General features: G+C 72.3%; 15 protein-coding genes. 10 read left to right on the top strand and 5 right to left on the bottom strand.

The window, feature by feature from the left end; translation table 11 throughout:
* The first annotated feature begins 7 nt into the window (after positions 1–7).
* Together ACFYWS_RS02495 and ACFYWS_RS02490 are read left to right on the top strand one after the other, a co-directional pair.
* Complete coding sequence (locus tag ACFYWS_RS02495) at positions 8–421, top strand: VOC family protein (RefSeq protein ID WP_389268656.1); 414 nt, start codon at positions 8–10, stop codon at positions 419–421.
* A gap of 115 nt (positions 422–536) precedes the next feature.
* A complete protein-coding gene (locus ACFYWS_RS02490; protein ID WP_389268654.1) occupies positions 537–1,709 on the top strand; it encodes a TetR/AcrR family transcriptional regulator in 1,173 nt (390 codons plus the stop codon).
* A 35-nt stretch (positions 1,710–1,744) separates the two neighbouring features.
* Here ACFYWS_RS02490 and ACFYWS_RS02485 read toward each other — a convergent pair whose 3' ends face one another.
* Positions 1,745–2,953 carry an oxygenase MpaB family protein gene (locus tag ACFYWS_RS02485; RefSeq protein ID WP_389268652.1) on the bottom strand — a complete coding sequence of 403 codons (1,209 nt, stop codon included), beginning with the start codon at positions 2,951–2,953 and terminating at the stop codon, positions 1,745–1,747.
* A gap of 220 nt (positions 2,954–3,173) precedes the next feature.
* Between ACFYWS_RS02485 and ACFYWS_RS02480 the strand changes: the two genes are divergently transcribed.
* From ACFYWS_RS02480 to ACFYWS_RS02470, 3 genes are read left to right on the top strand one after another with little or no spacing between them, the layout of a single operon-like run.
* Positions 3,174–4,766 carry a succinic semialdehyde dehydrogenase gene (locus ACFYWS_RS02480; protein ID WP_389268650.1) on the top strand — a complete coding sequence of 531 codons (1,593 nt, stop codon included), beginning with the start codon at positions 3,174–3,176 and terminating at the stop codon, positions 4,764–4,766.
* On the top strand, positions 4,763–5,245 hold the full coding sequence (locus ACFYWS_RS02475; protein WP_389268648.1) for a DUF4334 domain-containing protein: 483 nt from the start codon (positions 4,763–4,765) through the stop codon (positions 5,243–5,245). The genes ACFYWS_RS02480 and ACFYWS_RS02475 overlap by 4 nt, the downstream gene beginning before the upstream one ends.
* The gene (locus ACFYWS_RS02470; RefSeq protein ID WP_389268646.1) at positions 5,242–6,294 is read left to right on the top strand and encodes an NAD(P)-dependent alcohol dehydrogenase; all 1,053 of its coding nucleotides are present in this window, start codon (positions 5,242–5,244) and stop codon (positions 6,292–6,294) included. Before ACFYWS_RS02475 ends, ACFYWS_RS02470 begins: the two co-directional genes overlap by 4 nt.
* Before the next feature lie 43 nt (positions 6,295–6,337).
* Here the strand turns inward: ACFYWS_RS02470 and ACFYWS_RS02465 are convergent, their stop codons facing one another.
* On the bottom strand, positions 6,338–7,465 hold the full coding sequence (locus ACFYWS_RS02465; RefSeq protein ID WP_389268644.1) for an Lrp/AsnC family transcriptional regulator: 1,128 nt from the start codon (positions 7,463–7,465) through the stop codon (positions 6,338–6,340).
* A gap of 203 nt (positions 7,466–7,668) precedes the next feature.
* Here ACFYWS_RS02465 and ACFYWS_RS02460 point away from each other — a divergent pair, with 203 nt between their 5' ends.
* The gene (locus ACFYWS_RS02460; RefSeq protein ID WP_389268642.1) at positions 7,669–8,943 is read left to right on the top strand and encodes an MFS transporter; all 1,275 of its coding nucleotides are present in this window, start codon (positions 7,669–7,671) and stop codon (positions 8,941–8,943) included.
* A gap of 35 nt (positions 8,944–8,978) precedes the next feature.
* The gene (locus tag ACFYWS_RS02455) at positions 8,979–10,292 is read left to right on the top strand and encodes an amidohydrolase (protein WP_389268640.1); all 1,314 of its coding nucleotides are present in this window, start codon (positions 8,979–8,981) and stop codon (positions 10,290–10,292) included.
* Positions 10,293–10,311: 19 nt separating this feature from the next.
* On the opposite strand, the gene ACFYWS_RS02450 is transcribed toward ACFYWS_RS02455, so the two are convergent.
* Positions 10,312–11,193: an SDR family oxidoreductase gene (locus ACFYWS_RS02450; protein ID WP_389268638.1), complete on the bottom strand. Its 882-nt coding sequence runs from the start codon at positions 11,191–11,193 to the stop codon at positions 10,312–10,314.
* A 112-nt stretch (positions 11,194–11,305) separates the two neighbouring features.
* On the opposite strand from ACFYWS_RS02450, the gene ACFYWS_RS02445 reads away from it, so the two are divergent.
* On the top strand, positions 11,306–11,887 hold the full coding sequence (locus ACFYWS_RS02445; protein ID WP_389268636.1) for a TetR/AcrR family transcriptional regulator: 582 nt from the start codon (positions 11,306–11,308) through the stop codon (positions 11,885–11,887).
* Positions 11,888–11,972: 85 nt separating this feature from the next.
* Positions 11,973–13,937, top strand: a complete 1,965-nt coding sequence (locus ACFYWS_RS02440) for a hypothetical protein (RefSeq protein ID WP_389268634.1) — start codon at positions 11,973–11,975, stop codon at positions 13,935–13,937.
* Here ACFYWS_RS02440 and ACFYWS_RS02435 read toward each other — a convergent pair.
* Complete coding sequence (locus ACFYWS_RS02435) at positions 13,934–15,418, bottom strand: translation initiation factor 2 (RefSeq protein WP_389269461.1); 1,485 nt, start codon at positions 15,416–15,418, stop codon at positions 13,934–13,936. The two genes, ACFYWS_RS02440 and ACFYWS_RS02435, sit on opposite strands and share 4 nt — an antisense overlap.
* Positions 15,419–15,785: 367 nt before the next feature.
* Between ACFYWS_RS02435 and ACFYWS_RS02430 the strand changes: the two genes are divergently transcribed.
* Positions 15,786–16,247, top strand: coding sequence for a hypothetical protein (locus tag ACFYWS_RS02430; protein ID WP_389268632.1), 462 nt, complete (start codon positions 15,786–15,788; stop codon positions 16,245–16,247).
* A gap of 20 nt (positions 16,248–16,267) precedes the next feature.
* On the opposite strand, the gene ACFYWS_RS02425 is transcribed toward ACFYWS_RS02430, so the two are convergent.
* Positions 16,268–18,214 carry a CocE/NonD family hydrolase gene (locus tag ACFYWS_RS02425; RefSeq protein ID WP_389268630.1) on the bottom strand — a complete coding sequence of 649 codons (1,947 nt, stop codon included), beginning with the start codon at positions 18,212–18,214 and terminating at the stop codon, positions 16,268–16,270.
* Positions 18,215–18,409 lie beyond the last annotated feature (195 nt).

Here is an 18,409-nt window from a genome sequence, read left to right as displayed (position 1 = left end):
ACCCGCTGTGGCTTCTCGCCTCAACCCGTACATCGCCTTCGATGGGGACGCCCGCCAGGCCATGGAGTTCTACAAGGATGTGTTCGGCGGCGAGCTCACCCTGAACACCTTCGGCTCCGCCGGTGGCGGCGGAGCGCCCGCCGGCTTCGCCGACAAGATCATGCACGCCCTCCTGGAGACACCGGCCGGATTCACGATCATGGGCTCGGACACCCCGCCGGGCATGGACCGCACCGTCGGCACCAACATCTCGGTCAGCGTCAGCGGCGACGACTCCGCGGCGCTGCACGGCTACTGGGACAAGCTGACCGCCAACGGGACGGTCGCGGTGCCGCTGGAGAAGCAGATGTGGGGCGACGAGTTCGGCATGTGCACCGACAGCTTCGGCATCAACTGGATGGTCGACATCAGCGACCAGTAGCCCGCACGGGGCACGCTCGGCACGGTCCAGGGGGCGCGGGACCGTGCCGGGCGTGTGATTGACTGGCGCGCATGGCCCCGCCTCCGCCCCTGTCCCCGCGCACATCAGCCCGGTCATGACCGCGGAGCCGATGCCGGCCACGCGTCCCCGCAACCGCAGGCAGTTGATCGTCGAGGCGGCCGGGCGACTCTTCAGCGAGCGTGGCTACCACGCGGCGTCCATGGAGGAGATCGCCTCGGGCGTGGGCATCACCGCGGCGGCCCTGTACCGGCACTTCCCGAACAAGTACGCGCTGTTCTCCGAGTGCGCGCACGCCATGGTGGACGGCCTCGTCGCCACGCTCGACGAGCTGCCGCCCGAGGCGGACACGGCGGAACTGCTCACGGCCCTGATCCGGATCACCGTGAAGCGGCGCGCGGAGGGTGGTGTGTACCGGTGGGAGGCCCGGTACCTCAACCGCGAGGACCGCAGGCTGCTGCGGGGCAAGTTCGCGCGCGTCGTCGGGCGGGTGACCGAGGCGGTGCGCAGGGAACATCCGGGTGAGCGGGCGGAGTTGCGGGTCGTGGCGGCGCTCGGCGCGGTCGGGTCGATCACGATGCACCGCACGTCCATCGCCCAACGCCGGGTCGAGGAGCTGCTGTTGACGTGCGCCCTGCGGCTGGTCGTGACGGATCCGCCCCCGGCCCCACCGGCCGCGAAGAGCACGCGCCCCGTCGAACTCCCGGCCCTCCCGGTGGCGCGTTCACGCCGCGCGGAGATCCTCGCGGCCGCCGTCCCGCTGTTCGCGCGCGACGGGTTCGCCAATGTCACGAACGGGCAGATCGCGGAGGCGGTGGGCCTCGCCCCGTCCGCGCTCTACCGCCACTACCCGGGCAAGGTCGACATCCTGGCGGCGGCCTGCCTGCAAGCGGCGGAACTGCTGGCCCAGGCGGTGGAGCGGAACCTGGAGGGGACGGCCGACCCGCACGAGGCGGTGGCGGCGCTGGCGGCCACGTACGTGGCGTACAGCTTCGAGCACACCGCGCTGACGAGCGTCGCCGAGGCCGAGTTCGTCGGTCTGCCGGGCGAGCTGCAGCGCCCGTTGATCCTGGCGCAGCGCGAGCACATCGCCGTATGGGAACAGCAGTTGAGGGCCGCCCGCCCCGAACTCGACCCGCGGCAGGCGCGTGTCCTGGTGCACGCCGGGTTCGGCGTCGTGGTCGAGGCCGGGCGCAGCATGCGGTGGCGGGACAGCGCCGAGCGCCGGGCCACGGTGGCGGGACTCGTGGTGCGGGCGCTGGGACTCTGAGCGGTGAGCCCCAACGCCCGCGTGGGGGAGGGGTGTCAGTCCTGCCGGTTGTGTGTCGGGATCACGATGGGTGTGGTCTTCCCCGACTCGCCCTTGTTCAGGAACGCCATGGCGAGCGCGCGGACGAACTGGTCGAACATGTAGAACGCGCTGGGCGCGACCGGGTTCAGGCCCTCACGGAAGAGGATGAAGGCCGGCCACACGGTGCGGATCAGGGCGGCCGAGGCGTAGTCGCGCTTGAGCCCCAGCCAGTCGCCGATCTCGTTGCTGAGGACGTAGCGCACGAACTCGTTGAGGAACCCGCGTGTGACGCCGAGGTCGATCTGTGCGGTCAACCCGAGGAGATCCTCGGCCAGTTCGATGCCCTCGGTGGTCGGGGAGAGGATCGGTGTGAGCACCTGCGCCGACTGCTTGTCCGCCTCGGCCCAGGACTTGGGGATGTACTCCGTGCGCACACCGAGCAGGTGCAGGGCGACCTGCCAGCTGTGCAGGAACGCCTCCTGGTCCTCGGCCGGGAACGGGACCTTCCAGTCCAGCAGCTTCCTGCGCACGAACGTGCCGAGGCTGTGGAAGGTGACCAGGATGTCGGCGTTGCTGATCGGGATCTTCTGGTCCGCGACCGCCGACCAGTGCGGTGACTGCGGCAGCATGTGCCGCACCGCGGCGTGCACCATGCGCGTCTTGTTGGCGGTGACGATGAACTGGCCCTCGGGCTCCAGGCCCTTCAGCTCGGCCAGGTCGTAGCCGAACGTGAACGTCTTGGCCGCGCGGTCCTGCATGTCGGCGCCGCCCGCCGACCAGTAGACGCTCGTCGCCTCGCGCGGGATCACGGTGCTCATGATCCCGCTGCCGAGGCCGTAGAGAAGGAAGAGGTAGGTGTCCTTGCGCCGGTTGAAGTCGGCGGCGCGGGCCAGTTTCTTCGGATCGGCCCAGGAGGGCAGCTTGTTGGCCCCCTGGAGGTACGTGGTGAGCTCGGCGGGCAGGCCGGTGGGCAGCGGGTCGTTGTTGTTCACCCACGACGCCATCGCCTTGTTGACGGCCGGGACCTGCCCGCTGGTGATGATCTTGGCCATCAGCGGGTCGATGTCGTCGTCCCACACGTACTCGGGGTCGGTGCCCGCTCCGGAGCCCGCGACCGAGCCCGTCGGCGACCAGGCCCATGCGTCGGTGGCGGTACCCGTCGCGCCCACGAGTCCCAGCGCGGCACCGAGCGACAGGATGTTTCTGCGGCTCAGATTTGTCATTGACTTACTCGCTTCCCTGGTTGGCCAGGCGGTTCAACAAGCCCGGAAGTGCTGGGTGTTGGGGTCTCCGCCACGCTTCAAATCTTGTTCCAGGATGTGATTTCTGATTAACATAGCGAGGCGCGCAGTCATCGACAAGAGAGTCGGCAAGAGTGCCGACAGGGCATTGAAGTGACCGGTGCGAACCGGAGCACCGGTCCCGTACGAGCGAGGAGTCCGCATGAGCACGGACCAGGCCCGCCCCGCGTGGGTGACGGACGAGTCGGTCGCGCGGTGGTGCGGCGGGGTGCGCCGCGACGCGAAACGCGACGAGAACGAGGGCCCCGAACCGCTGACCGCGCTGGCCCCGTTCGACCTCTCACCGGTCGCCGCCGTTCCCACGTGCACCGCGGAGGATGTGTCGGAGACGGTGGCAGGCGCCCGCGTCGCCCAGGCGGCATGGGCGCGAACCCCGGCCAAGCACCGCGCCGACCTCGTACTCGCCTTCCACGACCTGCTGTTGAAGCGGCAGGACCAGGCGCTCGACCTGATCCAGTGGGAGACGGGCAAGGCGCGCTACCACGCGTGGATGGAGGTGGCCCAGGTCGCCACGATCGCCCGGCACTACGCGCGGCGCGCCCGGCACTACCTGGCGCCGCACCGCGTACGCGGGATGATCCCCGGCGCGACCAGGGTCCAGGAGGTGCGGGTGCCGAAGGGGGTCGTCGGCATCATCGCGCCCTGGAACTACCCCCTCTACCTCGGTGTCGGCGACGTACTGCCCGCCCTCCTCGCCGGCAACGCCGTGGTCTCCAAGGCGGATGCACAGACCGCGCTGACCCTGCTGTGGACGCGGGCCCTCTGGACGGAGGCCGGACTGCCCGCCGACCTGTGGCAGATCGTGACCGGCCCAGGCCTCGCGGTCGGCACCGCCCTCGTCGACGCCGTCGACTACGTTTGCTTCACCGGCTCGACCGCCACCGGGCGCACCGTCGGGGAACGCGCCGCACGCCGCCTGGTCGGCGCCTCCCTCGAACTCGGCGGAAAGAACCCGCTGATCGTGCGCGCGGACGCCGACATCACGGCGGCCGCGGCCGGCACGGTGGCGGCGGCCTTCGCCAACACCGGGCAGATGTGCATCCACATCGAGCGCGTCTACGTGCACGAGACGATCTACGACGCCTTCCGCGACGAACTCGTCCGCGCGACACGGGCGTTGCGCCTCGGCCGGACTTACGACTACTCGGCGGACATCGGCTCCCTCACGTCGAAGGCACAGCTCACGGCCGTCGAGTCCCATGTCGACGGGGCGGTGGCCCAGGGGGCGACCGTGCTCGCGGGCGGCAGGGCCCGCCCCGACATCGGCCCGCTCTTCTACGAACCCACCATCCTCGAAGGTGTCACGCCCGAGATGGCCGTATGCGGCGAGGAGACCTTCGGACCGGTCGTCTCGCTCCACCCCTACGCCACCGACAACGAGGCGGTCGACCTGGCCAACCAGGGCAGTTACGGCCTCTCGGCGTCGATCTGGTCCAAGGACACCCGCGAGGCCGCCCGCCTCGCACGCCGGATCCGGTCCGGCTCGGTCAACATCAACGACGGCGCCGCCGCGGCCGCGGGCAGCATCGAGGCGGGGATGGGCGGCATGGGCGACAGCGGACTCGGCAGGCGCCACGGGGCCGAGGGCATCCGCAAGTACACCGAGAGCCAGACGATCGCCACGCAGCGGTTCCTCCCTCTCGGCCCGACGAAACCAGAGGAGAGCTCGGTGACATCGTTCATCCGCCGGACCAACGGCCAACTGGCCCTGCTGCGCAGGCTGGGGGTCCGATGAGCGACGTGAGCGCACGGTGGGCGGCTCTGCGCGCGGCGGAGGGCCTGGTGGATCCGGCCGAACTCGACGCTCTGTGGGCCGACTTGGAGACGGTCGAGGCGGCATCGCTCCTCGGACCCTGGCGCGGCTTCGCCTTCCTGACCGGCCACCCCATCGAGAAGGTGCTGGCGGCGAGCCGCTGGCACGGCAAGCGGTTCGACGCGCTCGACGACGCGAAGCCACTGATCTGTCGCGCGGAGGACGGCGGCCTCTACTCCGACACCAAGGCGGGCCGCGGCGAGGCCAGCCTGTGGAACGTCGAGTTCCGCGGCGAGGTGACCGCCACGATGGTGTACGACGGGATGCCCGTGTTCGACCACTTCAAGCGGGTCGACGACACCACGCTCATGGGTGTGATGAACGGCAAGCCCGGCGTCGTGCTCGCGGACGGCCGGCACTTCTACTTCGGCCTGGAACGCGAAACTCCGGGCCGCCCGTGAAGGCCTCGGTACTGCTCTCGCGCGGCGCCGCTCCCACCGCACTCGTCGAGGCCGAACTCGACGACCCGCGCCCGCACGAGGTGCTCGTCCGGATCGAGGCGGTCGGCGTCTGCCACACCGACCTCGCCACCCGCAAGGCGCTCGGCGGCCGCCCGGCGGTGCTCGGCCACGAGGGCTGCGGGGTCGTGGAGCGCCTCGGGTCGGAGGTCGCTGGCCTGGAAGCGGGCGACCGGGTCGTCCTCTCGTTCGCGCACTGCGGCCGCTGCGGGCAGTGCCGGTCCGGCCACCCGGCCTACTGCGCGCTGGCGACCACCCTCAACAACTCGGGCCGCCGCGCGGACGGCACACCGACGATCCACGTCGACGGTGTGCCGGTGTTCGGCTCCTTCTTCGGCCAGTCGTCCTTCGCCACGGCCGCGCTCGTCGACGCCCGTTCCTGTGTGCCGGTCGGCGACGTACCGCCGTGGGGCGCCGCCCCGCTGGGCTGCGGATTCCTGACCGGGGCGGGCGCGGTGCTCAACGTCCTGCGACCGGGGCCAGGTGACCGGCTCCTGGTGGTCGGTGCGGGCGCGGTCGGCAGCGCGGCCGTGCTGACCGCGCTGTCCGACGGGGTGGAGGTCGTGGTGGCGGAGCCGGTCGCCGCGCGCCGCGACCTGGCGACCCGCCTCGGGGCCTCGGCAGTCGCCTCCCTGGACGACCCGCTCCCTTCGGTGACCCACGCGCTCGACACCACCGGGCGCCCGGAGCTGCTGACCCGCGCTCTCGCCCTGCTCCAGCCGCGCGGCACGCTGGCCGTCGTCGGCCTCGGTCCCGCCAGGGCCGAGATCGACGTACGGGACCTGATGCTGCGGGGGCTCCAACTCCGGGGCTGCGTCGAGGGGGACGCGCAACCGTCGCAGCTCGTGCCGGAGCTGATCGGGCGTTACGAGAAGGGGCGGCTGCCGCTGGACGAGCTGGTGACGACGTACGGGCTCGGGGAGTTCGACCGGGCGGTGGCGGAGCAGAGGGCGGGGAGGACGCTGAAGGCGGTGCTGCTGCCCGGCAGTTGATGGGCCGTCAGGTTACTCGGAGTTGGTGGGTCGTCAGGGTGGTTCAGGCGCGGTGGTCCACCGGGACGTGTCCCCGGGCGCGCCCGTCGTCGTCCAGCAGGCGCCCCATCCGCTTGGCGGTCAGCAGGGTGACGTCACGGCGCAGGATTCGGGCACCGGGAAGCCGGGAGCCGAGCCGGACCTCGAAGGCGGCGGCGTCACTCAGTGAGCGCGCCCAGGTCGACACCAGCAGATTGGCCTCGCCGGTCACCGCCATGCACAGCCGGACACCGGGCAGCGCGGCCACCAGATGCCCCGCCGCGTCCAGTTCGGCGGAGGGCACGGCGACCCGGTACGTGCTGATGACCGGCCGGCCCGCCGCCAGGTGGGACACGTCGCAGCGGATCCTGACCTGGCCCGAAGCCAGCATCCGGGCCAGCCGGCGGCGGACCGTCGCCTCGCTCGTGCCGGTGTCCCGGGCGAGATCGCTGTAGGGGCGGCGGGCGTCGCAGGACAGGGCGCGGAGCAGCGCACGGTCGGCGTCGCCGTGCTGCGGCGCCGCCGCTTGACCCGCCACGGCGGACGTCAGACGGGAGCGCTGGCCCCGGTCGAGCGCGTGCACCTTCCAGTCCGCGCCTTCCCGGTAACTGTGCAGCACCACGGAGAGTTGGACGTCGCGCACGCCCGGCAGCCCGGCGAGCGGGCCGTCGGCGAAGCGTGTCAGGGCGGCCGTACCGGAGCAGGACACGGTGAGGAAGAGGGCGCCGTCGCTGCCGGTGGCGCCGCCGCCGGTGGTGCGTTCGACACTGGCCACACGCGGGTCGGCGCACGCCGCCTCCGTGGCGGCGGCCAGGCTGCCGGGGGCCACGGCCACGTCGGCGAAGGCCATGCACAGGCGCTGCCCCCGCCCGTGCCGCTCCCACGCCTCGTACGCGGTGCTCCAGGCGAGCCCGGAGGCGCGCAGCCGGTCCCACCGGCGGGCGGCGGTGGTGGCGTCGATCCCGAGGACCCCGCCGATCCGCGACCAGGGGGCACGGGGGCTGGTCTGCAAGGCGTCGACGAGCGCCATGTCCGTCTCGTCGAGGTCATGTGCGTCAGCGGTGGCCGAGTCGCACATGTCGGGAGTCGGGGAGACGGAATCCTGCGTCTCAGGGACGGTGGATTCCGGCATCGGTGCGGGAGCGGGCGGCATGGCGACCATTGTGGGGCCACTCGCACCCGCCCGTGCGGCGGCCCCCACACAGGGGCGGACGCCCGCCGTACGGATGTGCGCGTCTGCCCGGACGTGGACCCGTCCGCGGATACAGGCGTGCGCGCCCACCCCTGGGGCCCGTTGCTCGGATCAGGCCGGGCCCGCAGGGTGACCCCAGTCGCGACACACACCGTGGAGCCGCCGTGAGCGCCACCGATACACCCACTGACGCGCCCGACACGCAGTCCCCGCCCGCCGAGGGCAAGGTGCGGCTCGACCGGGCCGCGAAGATGACCGTCGGCCTGCTGTTCCTGGCCTGGATCGTCGACTACATCGACCGGCTCGTGATCAACCTCGCGCTGCCGCACATCGGCGCCGAGTTCGGCATCGACCGCACCCAGCAGGGCATGGTCCTCTCCGCGTTCTTCCTGGCCTACGCCGCCTGCCAGATCCCCGGCGGACTGCTCGCCGACCGGTTCGGATCCAAGCGGGTCCTGCTGTGGGCGATGCTCATCTGGTCGGTGTTCACGGCGCTGACCGGCACCGCCTGGTCGTTCGCCGCGCTCGTCGTGATCCGCGTGCTGTTCGGTGCGGGCCAGGGCATCTTCCCCGCCGCCGCGATGAAGGCCGTCGCCGAACGCACCGGATCCCGCGAGCGGATGACGGCGAGCGGCTGGATCTCCTCGTCCAACTCCTTCGGTGCGGTCGTCGCGCCACTCATCGCGGGACCCGTCATCGCCCTGTGGGGCTGGCGCATGTCGTTCTACGCCGTCGCGGGACTCGGCGTCGCGACCTTCGTCCTCGTCCAACTCCTGCTGCCCCCGGCGCGGCCGACCGCACAGGGGGAGTCCGCCGGGGGCGGCGGCGGAACGCGTGCGCTGCTCGCCACCCCGGCGATGTGGCTGTACGTGGGGATGCTGTTCGGCTACGGCATGCTCGCCTGGGGCCTCAACTCCTGGGTGCCGTCGTATCTCCAGACCGAACGCGGGCTCTCGCTGGAGAGCTCGGGCCTGCTCACCGCGCTGCCCGCGCTGTTCGGCGGCGTCGCGATGATCCTCAGCGGCTGGTGCGCGGACAAGCTGAAGGGCCGCCCCGCGCTGCTCGTCGCGCCCTCCATGACCGTCGCCGGGGTGTCGGTGCTCGCGATGACGCAGGCCGAGAGCCTGGTCGCGTTCGAGACCCTGCTGTGTCTCGCCTTCGCCGCCTGCACGTTCTGCTTCACCCCGATCTTCGCCGTGCCGATGCGGACGCTGTCGACCCGGCTCAGCGGCGCCGCCTCCGGAATGATCAACTTCGGCGGCCAGTCCGCGGGCATCCTGGTCCCGATGCTGATGGGCTATCTCGCGGACACCTACTCGTTCACCGTCGCCTTCGCCGTCCTCGCCCTCGGGGCGGCGCTCACCGCGGGCCTCGCCCTGATCACCCCGCAGACCTCCGAGGCACTGCGCTCCCGGCTCGGCCCCGCCGTCCGGAACTGACCACCCGCCCCCGTTCAGCGAAGGAGCTTCGCCGCATGACCACCTCCACGCCCGCCGCCTGCCCCGTCGACCCCGCCCGGCTCACCCTGCCCGCCGGCACCCCCGCCGACGAGGGGCTGCCGCAACTGCTGCCCGCCCTGGGCGAGCTCTACCGGGACCTGCACGCCCACCCCGAGCTGTCGATGCACGAGACCCGCACCGCCGCGATCATCGCGGCCGTGCTGCGCGCCCAGGGCTGGGAGGTCACCGAGCACGTCGGTGTCACCGGCGTCGTCGGCACACTCACCAACGGCGAGGGCCCCACGGTCCTGCTCCGCGCCGACACCGACGGGCTGCCGCTGGCCGAGGACACGGGCCTGCCCTACGCCTCGGTCGACACCGCGACAGGCCCCGACGGCCACGAGGTACCGGTGATGCACGGCTGCGGCCACGACCACCACGTCACCGCGCTGCTCGGCGCGACCGCCCTGTACGCGGCGGACCGCACGTCCTGGCGCGGCACACTGCTCGCGGTCTTCCAGCCCGGCGAGGAGATCGCGGCGGGTGCGCAGGCCATGGTCGACGACGGCTTCGCCGACCGCTTCCCGCGCCCCGACGTCTGCCTAGGCCAGCACGTCAGCCCGCTGCCCACCGGCACGGTCGCGCTGCGCCCCGGCACGACCATGGCGGCCGCGGACAGCTTCCGCGTCCGCCTGTTCGGTTCCGGGGGACACGGCTCCCAGCCCGAGCTGACCGTCGACCCGATCGTGCTCGGCGCGCACGTGGTGACCAGGCTGCAGACGGTGGTCTCCCGGGAGATCGCCGCCCAGGACGCGGCGGTGGTGACGGTCGGCTCGTTCCGGGCGGGCCACAAGGAGAACATCATCCCGGACAGCGCCGAACTCAAGGTCAACGTCCGGACCTTCGACCCCGACGTACGGGAGCGGGTCCTCGCCGCGATCGAGCGGATCGTCCGCGGCGAGGCGCAGACCGCGGGAGCCCCGCGCGAGCCGGAGTTCGAGCCGCTCAACGCCTTCCCGCTCACCGTCAACGACGACGACGCCACCGAGCGCGCCCGCGCCGCCCTGCTGTCCGTATACGGAGACGAAGGCGTCCAGCACATGGCGCGCCCGCTCTCCGGCAGCGAGGACTTCGGCCTCTTCGGTACGGCTCTCGACTGCCCGTCGGTGTTCTGGATGTGGGGCGGCTTCGATCCCAAGCTCTACGAGGGCGAGGACCCGACGCAGCCGCGTCCTGGCATCCCCGGCAACCACTCGCCGCGCTTCGCCCCGCAGGCGGAGCCGGTCATCGAGTACGGGGTACGCGGGCTGCTCGCGGTGGCCGCCGAGTTCAACGGCCCGCGGGCCTGACCACGACCGGCCGGGCGCGTCACGGCTGGATCTTCTCCAGGTCGTCGAGCAGCCCCGGGTGGGTCGGCTGCCAGCCGAGAGCGGCGCGGGTGTGCGCGCTGCTCGACGGCTGGTCGGTCGCGAAGACCGGCCCGAGCGGACCGAAGTTCTCCTCCGGCACCGACTCCGCCGGGACCCCGAGCCGCCGTCCGATGACCGCGGCGATGTCACCCACGGCGTCACCCTCGTCGGCGACGGCGTGCCACGCGCTTCCGGCCGGACCCTTCTCCAGGGCGAGCCGGAACAGGACGGCGGCGTCGAGCGCGTGGACGGCGGGCCAGCGCTGCGTGCCGTCTCCCGGATAGCCGGCGACGCCGGTTCGGCGGGCGATCTGGGTGAGCAGCCCGGCGAACCCGCCGTCGCCCTCGTTGTGGACGGTGCGCGGCAGCCGGATCGCCGAGCTGCGCACACCGCGCGAGGCGAGGCCGAGGGCGCGCTGCACCGACACGCCGCGCCCGCCGACGGGCCCGTCCGTGGGCAGCGGGTCCTCCTCGGTCGAGGCCCGCCCCGCCACCCACGGCGTACCCGACACGGTGACGAGCGGCCGGTCGCTGTCGACGAGGGCGTCACCCAGCGTCTTGAGTGCGGCGCCCTCCTCGGCCACCGCACGGGCGAGCGCTTCCGGTGAGCTGAAGTCGTTGCTGAAGGCGAGGTGGACGACGCCGTCCGCCTGCTCCGCGCCGGTGCGCAGCACGTCGAGATCGGTGAGGCCACCGCGGAGCACGTCCGCGCCGGCCGCCGTGGCCTTCTCGGCTGAGGCGTCGGAGCGGGCGAGGGCGGTGACTGTATGACCCGCGGCGAGCAGTTCGGCGACGACGGCCGAGCCGATCAGGCCCGTACCGCCGGTGATGAAGACGCGCATGGTCGACTCCAAGGGTGCGAAAAGTGCGAGGAAAGTGATGCGACACATGTCGCATCACCGGCCACGGTACACCCGCTGATGCGACATGTGTCGCATCACCTAGGATGACCGTATGCCGAGATGGAAGCCGGATGCCCGGCAGCGCCTGGTCGTGGCGGCGCTGAACCTGTTCGCCGAGCAGGGCTACGACGACACGACCGTCGCCCAGATCGCCGAGCGCGCGGGCCTCACACGCAGCACGTTCCACCGGCACTTCGCCGACAAGCGGGAGATCCTCACCGCGGGCCAGAAGACCCTCAGCCGCCTGCTCGTCGAGGGCATCGCCGACGCCCCCGACGACACGCCCCCGGTCGCGGCCGTCGCGGCAGGCCTTGAGCGCGCATCGGGCGAGATGACCTCGTTCAACCGCGAGCTGGGCCCGATGCTGCACGCGGCGATCGAGGCCAACGCGGAGCTGCAGGAACGCAACGCGCTGAAGAGCATCGGCATGGCCGCCGCCATGGTCGAGGCGCTACGCCTGCGCGATGTCCCGGAACCCACGGCGCAGGTCGCCGCGGAACTCGGCGTACTCGCCTTCAAGCTCGGCTTCGCCCAATGGGTCGACCCGGCCCGCGACGAATCCCCCGGCGAGCTGGCACCCCTCGTACTGGCCGCCCTCGAAGAGCTGCGCACTGCGGCTGTGGAACTGCGCTGACGGCTCCACGGTTTCCCCGTTCACGGCTAGTAAAGTTCCTGGCCGTACGCCCAGTTGACCGGACGTCACAGCTGAGAGGGAGCCCGTGAGGATCGAACTTCCGCCGGAGCCGGTGCACTTCGTCAACCGACACACCGAGCGGGAGCGGGCCCTGCGCGCGGTGGAGGACTGGCGGGGCCGGTCCCGGCCGCTGGTCATGTCGTTGAGCGGCCCCGCCGGACTCGGCAAGTCGGAACTCGCGTACGTCATCGCCCGCACGGTGCGCGACCGGTACCCCGACGGCGTCCTCTCGGTGGACCTCGACGACCTCCGGCTCGACGGTGTGCTCGACCCCGGTGACGTGCTCGCGCAGCTGCTGCGGTCCCTGAACGTCGAAGCGGACCTGGTCGCCCGCCCGTTCAAGGCGCGCTGCAAGCAGTACTGGAGCATGACGGCGGACCTGAAGCTGGTGCTGATCGTCGACAACGTCCGGTACGCCTCCGAACTCGTCCCCCTGCTCCCGGCATCCGGCGCGAGCCTCGTGATCGTCGCGAGTCATGGGCCCCTGTACGACCTGGAGGACGGCGCCGCGATCGGTATGCCGTTGCAGCCGCTCACGGAACAGGCGGCGACCGAACTCCTCGACCTGATCGTGAGCGACGACCGCCTCGCCACCGACCCGGAGGCCGTACGCGCGCTCATCGGCCTGTGCGAAGGACTCCCGACCGCCCTGCACGTCGCCGGGCGCTGGATCCGCTCGCGCCGGCTGCGGCCGCTGCCCCGGCTGATCGACGAACTGCGCGGCGAGTGGGGCGAGAAGGGAGTGCCCGGCGTCGAGCGGGTCTGGGACACGGCGTACAGCGCGCTGCCCGACGCGGCCGCGCGCCTCTACCGGCTGCTGCCGCACCACCCCGGTGCCACCTTCACACCGGAGTCGGCCACGGCCCTGCTCGGCCTCGGCCCCGACGCCTGCGAGGAAGCCCTCGAAGAGCTCGACCGGGCCGGAGTCCTCGACCTGCGCGCGGGCGACGGACACATGCGGCTCCCCGGCCCCCTGCACGCGCACGCCCTGCGCAGATCGCGCCACGACGCGGCGGCGGTCGAGGCGGAGGAGGCCCGGATCCGGGTGCTGCGCTGGTACGTACGCCAGGCCCAGCGGGCCGACCTGCTCGCGGCGGGCACCCGCCTGGTGGTGACGGACCGCATCGCACCCCTGCCCGACGCGCCGGACGTACCCCTGCCGGACGCCGCCGCGCAGGGCGCCAAGTGGCTCTTCGCCGAACGGCACACCTTGTTCGCCTGCGTACGCCTCGCCCACGCACTCGGCATGGACGCCGAAACCGTCGCCCTGTCGGAGCCCCTGTGGACGTACGCCCTCGACCACCCGGGACGCCCCGAGGTCATCGACGCGCTGAGACTCACGCGTGACGCGGCGGTCCGGCATGGTGGGAGCGCCGCGTGGCTGGTGCGTACGCGATGCCAACTCGCCCGGCAGCTGTGGGAATCGGGCGAGAACGAGACGGCCGCGGACGAGCTCGACGCCGCGGCGTCGGCGGCACGCCTGCTCGGCGGAACGGAGACGGAGCGCAAACTCGCCGCCTCGGTCGTGGAGTTCCAGGGCATGCTGAAGAGCGCGCAAGGCAACTGGGCTGCATCGGTACCGCACTTCGAGGCATCCCGCGACATCCATCGCGCGATCCCCAACCCGTACGGCGTCATGCTCCAGACCTACCGCATGGGCGAGGCGCAGGCGCGACTGGGCGACACGGATGCCGCGCGGCGCCTGCTCACCGAAGCACACGACGCCGCACGCGAGCAGCGCCGCGAACGCATGACGCGCCGCACGGGCTTCGCGCTGGCCGGTGTGCTGGCCGGGCTCGGCCGCCGGTCCGAGGCACGGCGCCTGTACGAGGAGTCCCTGGAGGGTGCGCGATCCCGGGGTTCCGGCTTCGACGAGGCCCGTGTGCGTGACGCCCTCGCGGACCTGGCGGAGGCGGACGGCCGCACCGTGGACGCGGCCGACCACCGGCAGGCCGCACACGAGATCCGGCGACGCAACGGCCTGACCTAGACCTCCTGTTGGGCCTCTTCGGGCGTGGCGGGGCGCAGGTGAACGGGGAACGCGCGCTCACCGATCACGCACGACGTCAGCGACGTGCCGGTCGCGGTACTGGTCAGCCACGCGTGCGCGGCCGACACCGCGGCCGCCGGGTCCACGCGGGCGACGCGACCGTTCCCGGCGACGGTCCCGACGTCGAGGACGTACGGCCGGTCGTGCCCGCGGAAGCGCAGCAGGCAGCGTCCCGCGGGCAGGACGACGGCGGCCGTCCGGCACCCCAAATAGTCGTCCAGTGTCCGCCGCGCCCACCCTTCGAAGGTCCAGCCGAGGCTGGCCGTGTGGGCGGAGTCGACCAGCGGTCGCCGGTACAAGAGCCCTGCGGAGCGGGCGAGTTGCTCACTCGCCGCCCCGTGCTCCACGGCGAGGTGATGGCCCGGTGTGACCGTCCCGGCGGGGTGACGCGCGACGCTGATGGAGTCCTCGGTGAACTCGACGTGCACATCGAAGGCGGAGGGCGTACGGCGTGGCGCGGCCGGGAGCGGCAGTGGTGTCGCTGCGGGGGAGGGGAGGTCCGGAGGGGCGAGGCCGAGCAGGGCGTAGAGCTCGTCGCGCAGCCGCCGCAGGGCGTCGTGCCGGTGGGCGAAGGCGGACCGGGCGGCTTCGGCGGCGCGGCCCGGCTGATACGCACGCAGGGCCTTCTGCAGGTCTTGCGACGGGCCCAACTCCGGTACAGCGCCCAGGAGTACGTCCATGGGGCTGCCGGGGAGCAGTTCGTCGCCGCCCCGGCAGGCGGCGACGACGGGCCGGTCGCCGGCGGCGGCGTAGTACAAGGCGGCGGAACCGTGGTCGGTGACCAGGGCGTCGGCCGCGACCAGGACCGAAGCCCACTCGTCGCGGGGATGCGGCAGCAGCATCCCGGCCGCGAGCGCGGGTGCGAGCCGCTGCCCGAGCTCGAAGGCGCCGAGCCGGCTCCAGTCGTTGGGGTGCACGACGAGCGCCAACTGGTACTCGTCGTAAGGGAGTCGGGCGGCGAGTCGCGCCGGAAGGTCCGGTCGACGCCGGAGCAGTGACTCGGGCCCCCAGGTGGACGCGAGCGCGACGAGTGTGCGCGGACCCGTGCCCAGCGCGGCCCGGAAACGGTCGCGGTGTGCGCGCGAGGCGAGCACGCGCTCCAGCGTGGGATCGCCGACGACCTTCGCGCGGCGTGCCGCCTGTGGGGCCACGGTCGTGAGGCGGGTGAGCTGAGAGGGGTGGGCCAGGGCGTGCAGGGCTATGGGCGCGGCACTCTCGGCACGGCTCAGATACATCGGGTCGAGGCCGGAAGCGGAGTCGGCCGACCCCTCGTACGGGATGGTCTTGTTGAACCCGGCTCCGTGCGGCAGCAGGACGTGCGGGCCCCGCAGCTGCCCCAGTTCGCCCTTGGGACTCGCGGCGATGACCAGGTCGTACGTCCGGGACACCGCCTCGCTCCACGGCACGGTGCGGGCGCCCATGTCCTCGATGGCTGCCAGCGCGTCGGCGCCGAAGTCCGAGCCGGGAACGAGGGTGAAGCAGCGGGTGACGCGGTCGTCACCGGCGAGCGCGGGAAGCACGTCGAGGAGCCGGTAGAGCGCTACGGCCGACCGCGCGGCGAGAAGAACGGTCCGCGGTCTGTCGCCTGTCGCCTGTCGCCCGTCGCCCGTCGCCCGTCGCCCGTCGCCCGGAAATTGTCCAGTCTAGTGGGGGCGGGGTGTCCGCGGTGTCGTTTCCGCAGATGGGGGCGGGTTCTTGTGCGTCGTCCGGCGACATGATCCGATCCTACCGTCGGGTGTTCGAGGGGAACCGCGCGCGGCGTGGGAGACGGGGAAGGTGTGGCGGGGGATGAGTGACTGGGGAGTGGCGTTGATCGCCGCGGGCTCCGCGATCGCGGGCAGTGTCGTCACGGGCTGGTACGGCCGCTCCGCCGGCATCCGCCAGGCCGAGGCGGCCCGGCACTCCGGTGACCGTCAGGCGGACGCGCTGCTCACATCGGTCCGCATGACACTTGGCGCCGACGAGCAGCGCGCCGCCCGCGAGGCGCGGCGCGGCACGTACGCGGAGTTCCTGGCGGCCGCGGAGAGCGCCATCGTCGCCGAACGCACGGGCCTCGGCACCGCCGAGGACGAACCGCGCCTGTACCGGGCGCTGAGCGCGCTGACCCTGGAGGCACCGCCGGCGGTCGCGGACGCGGCGAGCCATGTCGTCGACTCGTTGCGCCGACACGCCCCGCAGGACGACCTGCGGGGCGCGAAGGAGACGTTCGTCGCGACGGCGCGCGAGGACCTGAACCGGACGGACGGCTGAGACCGGGGGGCGTGGGGCGGTCAGCCCGGCACGTCTTCCTCGCCCTCCACCCACACCCGCAGCGCGGACGGCCGCACGGCGTCCATGTGCACCCGGTTGACGGCGATCGTGCTGCGCCGCGCGGCCGCCTCGGATTCGCCCGTGTTGGTGTTGACGTCGAAGCGGGGGAAGTTGCTGGAGGAGACGTCCAGCCGGATGCGGTGGCCTGCGGCGAAGCGGTTCGCCGTGTCGGGTGCCGTCACCTCGATCTCGTACACCTCACCGGGGGCCAGCGGCTCGGGCCGTTCGAAGGAGCGGTGGAAGCGGCAGCGGAAGATTCCGTCGGTGAGGTTCATGGCGAAGCCGTGCGGATGGTCGGGGTTGGGCGGGTACTGGTCGATGAGCTTGACGGTGAAGTCGGTGTCGGGCGCGGAGGACGACACGTACAGCTTCACCGAGACCGGACCCGCGACCACCACGTCCCGGTCCAGCGGTGGTGTGAGGACGCTGATGACATCGGGGCGGGCATCAAGCGGCAGATAGGGCTCGGCGGCCCCGAATGTCCGGGCGTCCGGCGCGTTTTGGTCGTACGCGCCGCCCGTCATGACCGGTTCGCCCGAAGTCACCTGCCCGCCCATGGTCGGCACCGGGTTCCGCGGGTCGAAGTCGTACGCCACCGATGCCTCGGAGGCGGTGGGCGGGGCGGGGGAGAGGGCGCCGTCGGTGTGCAGGTACAGGGACACCGGGCGGGTTCCGGACGGCGGCCAGGTCGTGTCCTTGCGCCACTCGCCGCCGTGACGCATTCGCCCCGCCGCGTCCCGGCGGCCGTCCCCGCCACCCATCAGGAAGTACTGCACGGCCGGGAAGGTGTCGGGGTGTGACACCTCGGAGACCTCGGATACTTCGGACACCTCGGGCACCGCTCGCCCGAGCGCCTGGTCGAACCACCGGCTGCGGAACGCGAGATACGACTCGGCCAGGTTCCCCGAGAGTGTCGCCGCCGGTCCGAAGTCGACGTCTCCGGAGAACGTCTCGCAGCGGTGGCCGTGGGTCCACGGACCCATCACCAGGTACGCGGGCGCCTTCTTGCGCGCCTGCAGCTCCGTGAAGTTCTCGATGGTCGACCGGACATAAGGGTCGTACCAACTGCCCATGTGGAGGCTCGGGACGTCGGGGAAGCGGTCGTAGGAACCGCGGCCGTAGAGCGCGGGGTTGCGGTAGTAGTCGCCGAAGGTGTCCTGGTGCCACTGCTCCAGCAGGAACGCTTCGTACGCCGGAAGATGCCGCAGCGGTGACGAACCCGGCCGCCACGGCAGCGCGGTGAACCAGCCCGCCACGTCCAGGCGGCGCATCTCCTCCGCCAGGACCGGATCGGCTGCCGCCTCGGGGCTGTTCGCCCCGTGCCGCAACGCCCACGTGGCCTGCTTCAGCTCGAAGGCGCCGCCCATCCGCATGCCCGCCTCGTATGCCGAGGCGAAGCCGCCCGAGTCCTGGAACATCGCCGCGAGACCGGCCGGAGCCTCCGCCGCAGCGGCTGCCTGGACGTGCGCGGAGTAGGACACCCCGGTCATCACCACCCGGCCGTCGCACCACGGCTGCGCCCGTATCCACTCCACGGTGTCGGCACCGTCCGGGCCCTCCCCGAGGTACTTCACGAACGTCCCCTCCGACTCCCCGCGCCCACGGCAGTCCTGCCGTACGACGTGGTACCCGGCGTCCGTGAAGTGCCGTGCGATGTCCTCGGGCCGTGGCACCGGGGCGTCGTGCCGGTCCTGGTCCGAGCCGCGCTGCTCGCGCTTGCCATACGGGGTCCGCTCCAACAGCACCGGAAGCGGCGCGGGTTCGGGCTCGGAGCCGGCGGTGTAGAGGTCCGCGGCGAGGCGGGCCCCGTCGCGCATGGGGACGGTCAGGGGCCTGCGCCACGGTGTGCCGTCGGCGTGCAGCGGACGGGGGGTGCGGGCGGCTTTGAGGGTGTCTTGCGAGGTCACGGCCGCAACCGTAGGTCGCGGTCGACGCGCGGTGGATCACTTGCCGCAATCACGTCAACTGTTCCGTCAGGCCGTGACGCCGTGCGTATCCGCTTCGTACTGTGTGCCCGCCGCCCTGCCGCTTTCAGCGATCAGCGACGGGCGATCAGCGCAGCCGTGACCTGTGCGCCCGCCCGGCGTGGCCCCCTTCGATCC

Origin of the sequence: Streptomyces sp. NPDC002795, from assembly GCF_042888725.1 — a bacterium.
GTDB lineage: Bacteria > Actinomycetota > Actinomycetes > Streptomycetales > Streptomycetaceae > Streptomyces.
The sequence above is the reverse complement of the archived record's forward strand: the minus strand, read 5'-3'. Positions and strand labels throughout refer to the sequence as shown.